Annotated in this window: 6 protein-coding genes; all 6 read right to left on the reverse strand. The window is 63.3% G+C overall.

Annotation, left to right across the window (positions count from 1 at the left end; translation table 11 throughout):
- A partial coding sequence (gene tuf, locus H5T65_12260) for an elongation factor Tu (GenBank protein ID MBC7260009.1) occupies positions 1 to 125 on the reverse strand: 125 nt, incomplete at its 3' end.
- 33 nt (positions 126 to 158) lie between these two features.
- Positions 159 to 2225, reverse strand: coding sequence for an elongation factor G (fusA, locus tag H5T65_12265; protein MBC7260010.1), 2067 nt, complete (start codon positions 2223 to 2225; stop codon positions 159 to 161).
- Positions 2226 to 2272: 47 nt separating this feature from the next.
- On the reverse strand, positions 2273 to 2743 hold the full coding sequence (rpsG, locus tag H5T65_12270; GenBank protein MBC7260011.1) for a 30S ribosomal protein S7: 471 nt from the start codon (positions 2741 to 2743) through the stop codon (positions 2273 to 2275).
- Positions 2744 to 2820: 77 nt separating this feature from the next.
- A complete protein-coding gene (gene rpsL / locus H5T65_12275; protein ID MBC7260012.1) occupies positions 2821 to 3249 on the reverse strand; it encodes a 30S ribosomal protein S12 in 429 nt (142 codons plus the stop codon).
- A 226-nt stretch (positions 3250 to 3475) separates the two neighbouring features.
- Positions 3476 to 7723 carry a DNA-directed RNA polymerase subunit beta' gene (gene rpoC / locus H5T65_12280; GenBank protein MBC7260013.1) on the reverse strand — a complete coding sequence of 1416 codons (4248 nt, stop codon included), beginning with the start codon at positions 7721 to 7723 and terminating at the stop codon, positions 3476 to 3478.
- An 11-nt stretch (positions 7724 to 7734) separates the two neighbouring features.
- The gene (locus H5T65_12285) at positions 7735 to 11553 is read right to left on the reverse strand and encodes a DNA-directed RNA polymerase subunit beta (protein MBC7260014.1); all 3819 of its coding nucleotides are present in this window, start codon (positions 11551 to 11553) and stop codon (positions 7735 to 7737) included.
- Positions 11554 to 12240: the final 687 nt, after the last annotated feature.

Raw genomic sequence — 12240 nt, forward strand, 5'->3', positions numbered from 1 at the left:
GCCCAACCCTTCAGCGACAGCACCTTCGTGATCGCCGCAGTCAGGGTCGTCTTCCCGTGGTCAATGTGCCCGATGGTCCCCACGTTCACGTGGGGCTTCTTCCGCTCAAATACCTTCTTGGCCATTTTGGACTCCTTTCTTCACTTTACGACTTGTGATTATCTCACCAGTATCCTGTCGGCTGTCTCTTTGGATACTTCTGCATAGTGGTCAAATTCCATTGTAAAGACGCCGCGCCCCTGCGTCATGGAGCGCAATTCGGTCGCATACCCGAACATCTCCGAGAGCGGCACGAAGGCCCGAATCGCCTGCAAATCGCCACGGCGCTCTATCCCTTCAATCTGCGCCTTCCGCTGATTCAGGTTGCCGATCACATCGCCCATGAACTCCTCGGGCGTTACGACCTCCACCTTCATCACCGGCTCCAGCAGGATGGGGCCAGCCTTCTCCACCCCATCGCGCACGGCCATGGATGCCGCAACCTGGAAGGCCAACTCGGTGGATACGTCCGGATCATACGAGCCGTCCACCAGGGTGAACTTGACGTCCACCAGCGGATACCCCGCCAGCACGCCGCTGCTCGCCGCGTCCATCACGCCGCGCTCCACCGCCGGAATGAACTCCTTCGGGATGGCGCCAAACTTGATCTTGCTGTCAAAGATCACGCCCTGTCCCCGGCCGGCCGGCTCAATCTCCAGCCACACGTGCCCGTACTGGCTCTTGGTCCCCATCTGGCGAACGAACTTGCCTTCCGACCGCACCGGCACGGTGATCGTCTCGCGGTAGGCGACCTGTGGGCGGCCCACCTTTGCCCCCACATGGAACTCGCGCACCAGACGGTCCACCAGCACCTCCAGGTGCAGTTCGCCCATCCCCGAAATCAGCGTCTGGCCCGTGTTCTCATCCACCTTGACGCTGAAGGTGGGGTCCTCATCGGCCAGGGCCTGCAGCGCAGCCCCCAGTTTCTCCTCGTCGGCCTTGGTCTTCGGCTCAATCGCAACCGAGATCACCGGCTCGGGGAACTTGATCTTCTCCAGGAGCAGCGGCGCATGGAAGGCGCACAGCGTGTCGCCGGTGTACGTCTCCTTCAGGCCGAGAACCCCGATGATGTCGCCCGCGTAGGCTTCCTGCATGTCCTCGCGGCGGTTGGCGTACATCCGCAGGACGCGCCCGACCCGCTCCTTGACATTGCGGCTTGCGTTGCGCACCTGGGCGCCCACCGTCATCCTGCCCGAGTAGATTCGCACGTATGCCAGCCGCCCCACATAGGGATCGGTCGCGATCTTGAATGCCAGGGCCGCCAGCGGCTCCTGTTCGTCCGCCTCACGCCAAACCGTCTCGCCCGAGCGGGGATCCACGCCCGCAACAGGCGGGATGTCCGCCGGCGATGGCAGATACCACACGATGGCGTCCAAGAGCGGCTGCACGCCCTTGTTCCGCAGCGCCGCCCCGCACAGCACGGGCACCAGCGCGCCCTTCACGGTCGCCTGGCGAAGCGCCGCGCGGATTTCTTCAGGGCTGATCGCCTCTCCTTCCAGGTATTTGACCATGAGATGATCGTCGTGTTCCGCCGCCTGCTCCAGAAGAACTTCCCGATAGTGCGCGGCCTGTTCCACCAGGTCATCGGGAATCTGGCGTCGGGCGGCCACCGTCCCCAGGTCATCCTCGTAGATGATGGCCTGGTTCTCCACCAGGTCCACCACGCCGGCGAAGGTCTCCGACGCTCCAATGGGAATCTGCACCGCCACCGGGTTCGCGGACAGACGATCTCGGATCATCTCAATCGTGTGCCAGAAATCGGCACCGACTCGGTCCATCTTGTTAACAAAACAGATACGGGGCACATGGTACCGGTCCGCCTGTCGCCAGACGGTTTCGGACTGCGGTTCCACCCCGCTCACGGCGTCAAACACGACGACGCCGCCATCCAGCACGCGAAGGCTCCGTTGCACCTCCGCGGTGAAATCAATGTGTCCAGGCGTATCAATGATGTTAATCTGATGATTCAGCCAGTAACAGGTTACGGCTGCCGACTGGATGGTGATACCGCGTTCCCGCTCCTGCTGCATCCAGTCTGTAACGGTCGTGCCCTCGTCCACATTGCCCATTCGGTGCGTGCGCCCCGTGTAGAACAGGATGCGCTCGGTGGTCGTGGTCTTCCCAGCGTCAATGTGGGCGATGATCCCGATATTCCGAATCTGCGCTAAAGGCACGTCCCTGGGCATATCACCACCACCTGGGCCCCGCCCGATGGGTGGCCGAGTCTCCCCTCCTACCAGCGGTAGTGCGCGAAGGCACGGTTGGACTCGGCCATCTTATGGGTGTCTTCTTTCTTCTTGATGGTTGCGCCCTCACCCTTGTAGGCGTCCATGATTTCAGCGGCCAACTTCTCGGCCATAGAGTGGCCCGACCGCTTCCGCGCGGACTCCAGAAGCCAGCGCATCGCCAGCGACGGCCGCAGGTACTCCGGAATCTCCACCGGCACCTGATAGGTGGCCCCACCAACCCGTCGCGGTTTCACGTACAGCACCGGCATCGCGTTGTTCAGCGCCTTCTCAAAAACCTCCAGAGGGTTGGTGTGCATCCGCTCCTCAATGAGGTTGAAACTATCGTAAACGATGCGCAGGGCCGTGCTCTTCTTCCCGCGCCGCATCACATGGTTGACAAAACGCCCAATCATTTCGCTGTTGTACCGCGGATCGGGCTCCGCAGGCCGTCGCGCCGGACGATACCTTCTAGGCATTCTTCCAAACCCTCCAACTAGACTTCACGTTCCCGAATCCTGGCGCTCGTGGAGCGAACAGAAGGACTCGGCAACTCCTACGCCGACTTGGCCTTGGGCCGCTTCGCGCCGTACTTGGAGCGCCCCTTCTTGCGGCCTTCCACGCCGGTGGCGTCCAGCGCCCCGCGCACGATGTGATACCGCACGCCGGGCAGGTCCTTCACGCGGCCGCCGCGCACCAACACCATGGAGTGCTCCTGCAGGGTATGCCCTTCGCCCGGGATGTAGGCGGTTACCTCAATCCCGTTGGTCAGGCGCACCCTGGCGATCTTGCGCAAGGCTGAGTTCGGCTTCTTCGGCGTCATCGTGCGCACCACGGTGCACACGCCGCGCTTCTGGGGCGAGCCTTTGCTGCTGGCCGCCGTCTTGCGCTTCAGCGCGTTGTACGTGTACCGCAGCGCAGGAGCCTTGCTCTTCTTGACCTTCTCCTTCCGCCCTTTTCTCACGAGTTGATTGATGGTCGGCAAGTCTGAACCTCCCTAGGAACTCTTGAGCCAATCCGATTCTTACCTGCTTTTGGGCAAAACAACAGCCGCCTCACCTTTACGTGGGCACCAGACCTGATAAATCAGGCCCAACTCTATGGTGACGTGGCTGCTGCATCACGGACCCAGCGACGATCTCTTTTTCGCTCCTGCGAGCGGATCACGCTATGTGGGCCCGCAAAAAAGCACTATACCACAATGCTCTGTTTTAGTCAAATTCGGCATCGTCGTCTTCAAACGACTCCGGCGACGTCTCTCCCGATTCCAGTTCGCCCGCCACGCCAGGCTCCCGAATCTCCAGTTGCACCCGCTCGCGGAACAGCCGTCGCGGCGGCCGGAAAGCCGACCCCACGGGGATCAACTTGCCGATGATGACGTTCTCCTTCAGACCCCGCAGTTCGTCCACCGCGCCCTCAATGGCCGCCTCGGTGAGCACGCGAGTCGTCTCTTGGAACGAAGCCGCCGCCAGGAAACTCTCGGTGCTCAGGGCCGCCTTGGTTACCCCCAGCAGCGCCGGCGCGCCCGTGGCAGGCTTGCCACCCTGGGCGATCACCTCCTCATTCCGCCGCTCAAACTCAAACCGGTCCACCATCATCCCCGGCAGCATGTCCGTATCACCCGAACTCCGTACCCGCACCTTCCGCAGCATCTGCCGAATGATGATCTCTATGTGCTTGTCGTGGATGTTCACGCCCTGGCTGCGGTAAACCTTCTGCACCTCTTCCAATAGGTACATCTGGGCAGCCTCGGCTCCCTGAATCCGCAGCACCTCGCGCGGGTTCTTGGCGCCCTCTGTCAATTGGTCGCCTGCCTTCACCTCCATGCCCCGCTCCACGCGCAGGCGCGCCGCCGCCGGAATGTCGTACTCGCGCTCCTCCACTTCCTCGCGGCGAACGATGGCCTTGTCCTCCTCAAAGAAGACCTGCCCGGGGATTCGGGCTGTTACGGCCCCATCGGGGCCTTCGGCCAGCACAGCGCCTTCCTGAATCTGGTCGCCGTCCTCCACCTTGCGCGAGTAGCCCGACGGGATGGCGTATTCCTCGCTGACGACGCGGCTGGACGTGATCTTGACCTTGCGCTGGTCGCCCTGCCAGATAACGTCCACCACACCGTCAATCTCGGCAATCACGGCCTCGCCCTTGGGCACGCGCGCCTCAAACAGTTCCTCCACGCGGGGCAGGCCCTGCGTAATATCCTCGGCGCCCGCCACACCGCCGGTGTGGAACGTGCGGAGCGTCAACTGCGTGCCGGGTTCGCCGATGCTCTGCGCCGCGATGATGCCCACGGCCTCGCCCAGCGCCACCAGTTCGCCCCGAGCCAGGTCCCGCCCGTAGCACTTCCGACACAGGCCAAACTCGGAGCGGCACGTCAGCGGCGACCGCACATACACCCGCGTAACGCCGGCCTTCACCAGGCGGCTCAAGGCGTCCTCGTCTATCATAGCGCCGGCCTCCACGAGAACTTCGCCCGTCTTCGGGTGCGCGATGGGACTTGCCGCCACCCGCCCCAGCACCCGGTCCTTGAGTTCCATCCGCGGGTCAATCCGCTTGGTGGATTCCACATCCACCCAGATGCCGCTGCGCGTCCCGCAGTCCTCCTCGGTGATGATCACGTCCTGAGCCACATCCACCAGTCGCCGCGTCAGGTAGCCCGCGTCGGCCGTGCGCAAGGCCGTATCGGCCAATCCTTTGCGCGCGCCGTGCGTGGAGATGAAGTACTCCAGGGCCGTCAGCCCTTCGCGGAAGTTGGACCGAATGGGCAGGGCGATGATGCGCCCCGCCGGGTCGGCCATCAGCCCGCGCATCCCTGCCAACTGGCGAATGGGCTGCGCACCGCCCTTCGTCGCCCCCGACATGGCCATCGCCCCGATGGGGCTGAGCGGATCCAGCGTCTTGCGCACCTCTTCGGTGATCTCGTCGGTCGCCCGCGTCCACAGGTCCACGATCTTGCTGTACTGCTCGCCGTCGGTGATGAGACCCCGTCGGTACTGGCGCTCAATCTCCTCCACTTCCGCGCCCGTCTCGCGCACGATGCGCTCCTTGGCCTCCGGAATGGTGATGTCGCTGATGGCGATGGTCGCGCCCGACTGCGTCGCGTAGCGGAACCCAATCTCCTTGATGCTGTCCACCAACTTGGCCGTCTGCTCTCGGCCCAGTTTCTGGTAGCACAGCGCCACCACTTCCTTCAGGGCGCTCTTGTCCATCAGGCGGTTCACGAAGCGGAGTTCCTTGGGCAGAATCTGGTTGAACAGCACGCGCCCGACCGTCGTCTCCAGAATCTTCGGAGCTGCTCCGTCGCCTTGCACCATGACCTTGATGCGCGCCTGCAAATCCACAATGCCCAGGTTATACGCCAGTTCCACCTCGTCAAAGTCGGCGAAGACCTTGCCTTCGCCCTTGGCGCCCAGCCGCTCGGTGGTCAGGTAGTAGCAGCCCAGCACCATGTCCTTGGACGGCCCCACAACCGGCTCGCCGTTGGCGGGCAGCAACAGGTTGTTGGCCGACAGCATCAGGGTGCGCGCCTCTTGTACCGCCGACTTGGACAGCGGCACGTGCACGGCCATCTGGTCGCCGTCAAAGTCCGCGTTGAACGCCGGGCAGACCAGCGGGTGAATCTGGATGGCGCTCCCCTCAATGAGCACCACTTCAAATGCCTGGATGCCCAGCCTGTGCAGCGTGGGGGCGCGGTTCAGCAGCACCGGCCGCTCCTTGGTGATCTCTTCTAGGACGTCCCACACCTCCGGGCTAAGCCGATCCACCAGGCGCTTGGCGCTCTTGATGTTGTGCGCGAAGTTGTACTCCACCAGCCGTCGCATCACGAAGGGACGGAAAAGTTCCAGGGCCATCCGCTTCGGGAGGCCGCACTGGTGCAACTGCAAATCAGGCCCCACAACGATCACGGACCGCCCCGAGTAGTCCACGCGCTTCCCCAGCAGGTTGCGGCGGAACCGTCCCTGCTTGCCCTTGAGCATGTCCGACAGGGATTTGAGTTTGCGCTTGCCCGTTCGGGAAATGGCACGCCCTCGGCGGCCGTTGTCCACCAGCGAGTCCACGGCCTCCTGGAGCATGCGCTTCTCGTTCCGCACGATCACGTCGGGCGCGCCCAAATCCAGCAACCTCTTCAGGCGGTTGTTGCGGTTGATGACGCGGCGGTACAGGTCGTTCAGGTCGCTCGTGGCAAACCGCCCGCCGTCCAGTTGCACCATGGGGCGCAACTCCGGCGGAATCACCGGCAGCACGGTCAGGATCATCCATTCGGGCTTGTTGCCGGAGCGGCGGAAGGCTTCCACCACCCGCAACCGCTTCGCCGCCTTCCTGCGCTTCTGCTTGGACTTGGACGTGTTGAGTTCCACACGCAGTTCCTGGGCCATCTTGTCCAGGTTCAGGCCGGCGACGATCTCCCGAATCGCCTCGGCCCCCATGCCGGCGCGGAACACGGTGCCCCACTTGTTCTTGAGGTCATAGTATTCCGTCTCACTGATGAGTTCCAGGGGCTGAAGGCTCTTCAGTTCGTGCACTTCGCGGTCGTACTGCTCGCGCTGCGCGTCAATGTCGCGGCTCAATTTCTCCTGAATCTTCTCTATCTCTTGCGCCGCAGCATGCCGCACCTGATCCTTCTCCAGCGCCAGCGCGGCGGTCTTCTCCTCGCGGTCCCGCCGCAAGCGGGTCTCCAGGTTGCTGACCTCGCGCTGCAAGAGGTCGTTCAGGCGCTTCAGGTGCTCTCGCACGAGGACCTCGCCCTTCTCCGCAATCACATGCTCGCCGACCAGGGTGAGCGTCTCCTCGGCCACCTGATCCAGATGCGCCTCCAGGTACTCGCGCAGGCGGTTGGCCTCCGAAAGCAGCCCTTCGGACTGGCGCGAGAAACTCTCCTCTATTTCGGCCTCATACGCCTCTTGCTGCGACGTCAGCATCTCCAGGCGCTCATCGCGCTGAGCCTCAATCGCGTCTATGGCCTCCTGGGCCTCGGCCTCCAGTTTGGCAATGCGGGCCGCCAGGTCCTTCTCCCTGCGCTGGAGCGCGCGCTGTCGCGCCTCCTCGTCCACGCTGGTAATCACGTACTGCGCGAAGTAGAGGATACGCTCCAGGTTGCGCGGCGACATGTTCAGGAGCAACCCCAAGCGGCTAGGCACGCCCTTCACATACCAGATGTGCGCCACAGGCGACGCAAGGCTGATGTGGCCCATGCGCTCGCGCCGCACCTTGGCCGGCGCCACCTCCACGCCGCACTTCTCGCACACGATGCCCCTGTAGCGAATCCGCTTGTACTTGCCGCAGGCGCACTCCCAGTCCCGCGTCGGGCCAAAGATGCGCTCGCAGAACAGGCCGTCGCGCTCTGGCCGCAACGTGCGATAGTTGATGGTCTCAGGCTTCAGCACCTCGCCGTGAGACCAACTGAGAATCTCCTCCGGAGAAGCAAGTCCAATTCGCAGAGCAGCGAAATCGTTTACTTCCAACGTTGTCCTCCCTACCTATCCCAGCCGGGGAGCGGCAGGCCGCCGCCCAATCGGGGCACGCGCTCTTCCTCTTCCCGGCCAAACTGAATGGTCTCGCCCTTCTCGTCCAGAACCTGCACCGACAACCCCAGGCTCTGGAGTTCCTTCACCAGCACCCGGAACGACTCCGGAACGCCCGGCTCCATGATCGGCTCGCCCTTGACAATCGCCTCGTAGGTCTTCACCCGACCGCTCACGTCGTCGGACTTGATCGTGAGCATCTCCTGCAGGGTGTGGGCCGCGCCGTAGGCTTCCAAAGCCCAAACCTCCATCTCGCCGAACCGCTGGCCGCCAAACTGTGCCTTGCCGCCCAGGGGCTGCTGCGTTACCAGCGAGTAAGGCCCTGTGGAGCGCGCGTGCACCTTGTCTTCCACCAGGTGGAGCAGTTTCATCATGTTGATGATGCCCACCGTTACCGGCTGGTCAAAGGGCATGCCGGTCTTGCCGTCGTACACGATCATCTTGCCCGAGGTGGGCAGCGGCAGATTGCGCTCTCGGCTCACCTTCAGGGCGTGGGCGAACAAATCCTCGTCCTTGATGGCGGCCGGATCTACACCCTGGTCGTGGAGCCACATGCGCAGGCACGCGGTGCGCGCCTCTTCATCGGCGGCCTTGCGCTCGGCCACGGACCGCTGGTTGTCCTCAAAGGCCAGCAGGCGATCGGGGTCGTAGCCCTGCTCGCGCAGCCATTCCTGCAACGCCGCCCTCCGCGCATAGTTGCGATCGTACACCAGCGCCTCAGGGTCGTAGGGCTTGCCCTCAAGCCAGTGGGCCAGGAACAGCCGCCGCACATCCTCGTCGTCTTCCAGTTCGTCCTCCGAGTACCCCTCTTCGGCCACCCAGCGCCACGCCCGTTCGGTAATGTCCTCCCAGGCGCGGTCCGCCATCCACGCGCGGGCCAACTCCGCCGAAATCTCATCCTCGTCCGCGCCGTCAAACACGGGCGAAATCGCGCGGAACCCCAGGCGGTCCGCCGCCCAGCCCAGGTGGGTCTCCAGAATCTGCCCGATGTTCATGCGCGCAGGCACGCCCAGCGGGTTCAGGATAATCTCAACCGGCGTGCCATCGGCCAGGAAGGGCATGTCCTCCACCGGCACCACCTTGGAGATGACGCCCTTGTTCCCGTGGCGTCCGGCCATCTTGTCGCCTTCCATCACCTTGCGCAACTGAGCCACGCTCACCTGCACCAGCCGATCCACGCCCGCCGGCAGGTCGCGATGCTCCTCGCGGTCAAACACCTTGACTTCCACGACCTTGCCGCGCTCGCCGTGGGGCAGCCGCAGCGACGAATCCTTCACCTCCCGCGCCTTCTCGCCGAAGATGGCGCGAAGGAGTTTCTCCTCCGGCGTGAGGTCCCCCTCGCCCTTAGGCGTGAGTTTGCCGACCAAAATGTCGCCCGGCCGAACCTCCGCGCCGATGCGGATGATGCCTTCCTCATCCAGGTCCTTCAGGGCCTCCTCGCCGACGTTCGGGATGTCGCGTGTGATCTCTTCGGGACCCAGTTTGGTATCCCGCGCCTCAACCTCGTGCTTCTCAATGTGCACCGACGAGAACTTGTCGTCCCAGACCAGTTTCTCCGAGATGAGCACCGCGTCCTCGTAGTTGCCGCCTTCCCACGACATGAAAGCCACCAGCACATTCTGCCCCAGCGCCAGTTCGCCGCCATCCGTAGAAGAACTGTCGGCAAGCACCGTGCCCTTCTCCACGCGGTCCCCCTTGGACACGCGCGGGCGCTGATCAATGCAGGTGCTCTGGTTGGAGCGGGCAAACCGCCGCAGCGGGTACACGGTCAACTGGCCGTCATCGCCCGCCACCACGATCTGGCGCCCCGTAACCGAGACGACCTCGCCTGCCTGCTGCGCCAGCACCACCTGGCCCGAATCCCACGCCGCCTGCGCCTCAATCCCCGTGCCCACAATGGGCGCTTCGGGCGCGATCAGGGGCACCGCCTGCCGCTGCATGTTGGACCCCATCAGGGCGCGGTTGGCGTCGTCGTGCTCCAGGAACGGGATCAGCGCCGCCGACACGCTCACAATCTGCTTGGGCGACACGTCCATATATTCCACGCGCAGCACCGAATCCATCAGGAACTGCTGGTGCCGACGTACCGACACGCGGTTCTCCACGAACTGGCCGTACTCGTCCAACTGCGCGTTGGCCTGCGCGATGGTGTGCTGGTCTTCCTCGTCGGCACTCAAGTACACGATCTCGTTGGTAACGGCCGGCACCACGTCCACCATGTCCTTGCCCTCAAGGGGCAGGGCTGCGATCCGTTCGGCCAGGTCCGCGGTTACGAACGTGCCCGCCTGCGCCACCACCTCGCCCGTCTCCGGGTCCACGATCTTCTCGCGGAGCGTGTGGTTGACGAGGCCCTCCACCGTGCGCGGCACCTGCCGAATCACCTTGCGGTAGGGCGTCTCAATGAACCCGAACTCATTGATGCGCGCATAGGTGGCCAGGGAACCGATAAGGCCGATGTTCGGCCCTTCGGGGGTCTCAATGGGGCAGATGCGGCCGTAGTGGCTGTGGTGCACGTCGCGCACGTCAAAACCGGCGCGCTCGCGACGCAGGCCGCCCGGGCCCAACGCCGAAAGGCGACGCTTGTGCGTCAGTTCGGCTAGCGGGTTCGTCTGATCCATGAACTGGGACAACTGGCTGCCGCCGAAGAACTCGCGGATGGCCGCCACCACAGGTCGGATGTTCACCAGGCTCACCGGGCTCATCTGCTCCGGGTCGCGGATGCTCATGCGCTCGCGCACCACGCGCTCCATGCGCAAAAGCCCGATGCGCAACTGGTTCTGGATCAACTCGCCCACCGTTTTGATGCGTCGGTTGCCCAGATGGTCAATATCATCGGGCGGCTCCGCGCCGTTGTTCACGAGGATGATGCGCTCCACGACCTTGACCAGGTCTTCCTTGGTAAGCACCTGCACCGACAGGGGGGTATCCAGTCCGAGGCGCTTGTTGAGTTTGTAGCGCCCCACGCGGCCCAGGTCATAGCGTCGCGGGTTGAAGAACAGCGCATCCAGGAAGTTGCGCGCATTCTCCTCCGTCGGGGGGTCGCCGGGCCGCAGTTTCTTGTAGAACTCCAGCAGCGCCGTCTCTTGCGTCTTCGTGGTGTCGCGGTCAATGGTCGCCTGGATGTAGGAATGCGCCGGGACGGTATCCACCGCGCTGAACAGCGCCAGCAGTTCCTCATCCGAGCCGAACCCCACCGCCCTCAGGAGCACCGTTACCGGCAGTTTGCGCTTCCGGTCCACCTTGACGGAGATCACGTCCTTCTTGCTGGTCTCAAACTCCAGCCACGCGCCACGGTTGGGAATCAATTTGGCGAAGCACAGGTCGCGGCCGGTGGAAGGCTCTTTCTCCAGCGTGAAGTACGCCCCGGGCGACCGAATCAACTGGCTGACGACCACGCGCTCGGCGCCGTTGATGATGAACGTGCCGTTCTCGGTCATGAGCGGGAAGTCGCCAAAGAAGACCTCCTGCTCTTGCACCTCGCCCGTATCCTTGTTCACGAGGCGCACCTTGACCCAGAGGGGCGCCGCTAGGGTCATGTCGCGCTCGCGGCACTCTTTCTCGGAGTACTTCGGCTCATCAAATCGGAACGAGTCAAAGTGAAGTTCCAGGTTCTTGTTGAAACTCTGGATCGGCGAAATCTCTTGGAATAGTTCCTTCAGCCCCTCCGTTTTGAACCACTCAAACGCCTCCAACTGAACTTCAATCAGGCGAGGCAACGGGAGTACGTCGGGCAGCCTGGCATAGTTCTTAACCGCCGCATTCAGGCTCATGCACATCCGCTCCTTACACGATAGGTTACGCACTTGGTTTGGCGCAGCCCTCAACAGGGGGACACAAATCGCGCGCCACACTCGCGGCCAGCGGGGACTTGTATTTCGGGAACCCTTGCGGAACAGAAAACCAAAGGGTCGGCGTCGGACGAATCCAGCGCAGCGCAAAACCCCGGCTCTCGCCTACCCCTGCCACTCCAACCGGCCACGTCACCCTCCGCGCAACACAAAAGCAGCCTGAGAGCGACCTTGCCCGCGTCTTTGCAGGGAACCGAACCGGGGATAAGAAACCGTCGCGCGCCCTGGAACAAAAGTCAAAACCTAACCGTCCCTGGATTCCAAAACAGAACGCACAGGTGTACCTGGCCCACTTGCCGCAACTTCCCATTATAGCAAGGGGTCTCGCATTTGTCAAATCAGGCCCACGCGCTGAAATGCGGCCGTGCCGTCTGCATCGGCGCTTCGCCCCGTACCATGGCATACACCACAGTGGGGCTGGTTCCCATACCTGCCCACGACCTCCGGCGGCTATGGAAAGCCGCCCTACATTTGCTCTCCTTTCGTGTGCATTCGCGCTATTCGTGGATGCGTAGGGCAGGTTCCCATACCTGCCCCTGGCCTCTCGGTTCCCGAGTTTGTTGTTCGCGCCATGGGCTTAGGCCAAGGTGCGACGCACTTCCGGAAGTG

The organism is Chloroflexota bacterium (assembly GCA_014360805.1).
Taxonomy (GTDB): Bacteria; Chloroflexota; Anaerolineae; order DTLA01; family DTLA01; genus DTLA01.

Bases quoted from the DNA above. Each gene is read 5' to 3' on its own strand.
- fusA (MBC7260010.1), bottom strand. From the start codon at position 2,225: ATGCCCAGGGACGTGCCTTTAGCGCAGATTCGGAATATCGGGATCATC.
- rpsG (MBC7260011.1), bottom strand. From the start codon at position 2,743: ATGCCTAGAAGGTATCGTCCGGCGCGACGGCCTGCGGAGCCCGATCCG.
- H5T65_12285 (MBC7260014.1), bottom strand. From the start codon at position 11,553: ATGAGCCTGAATGCGGCGGTTAAGAACTATGCCAGGCTGCCCGACGTA.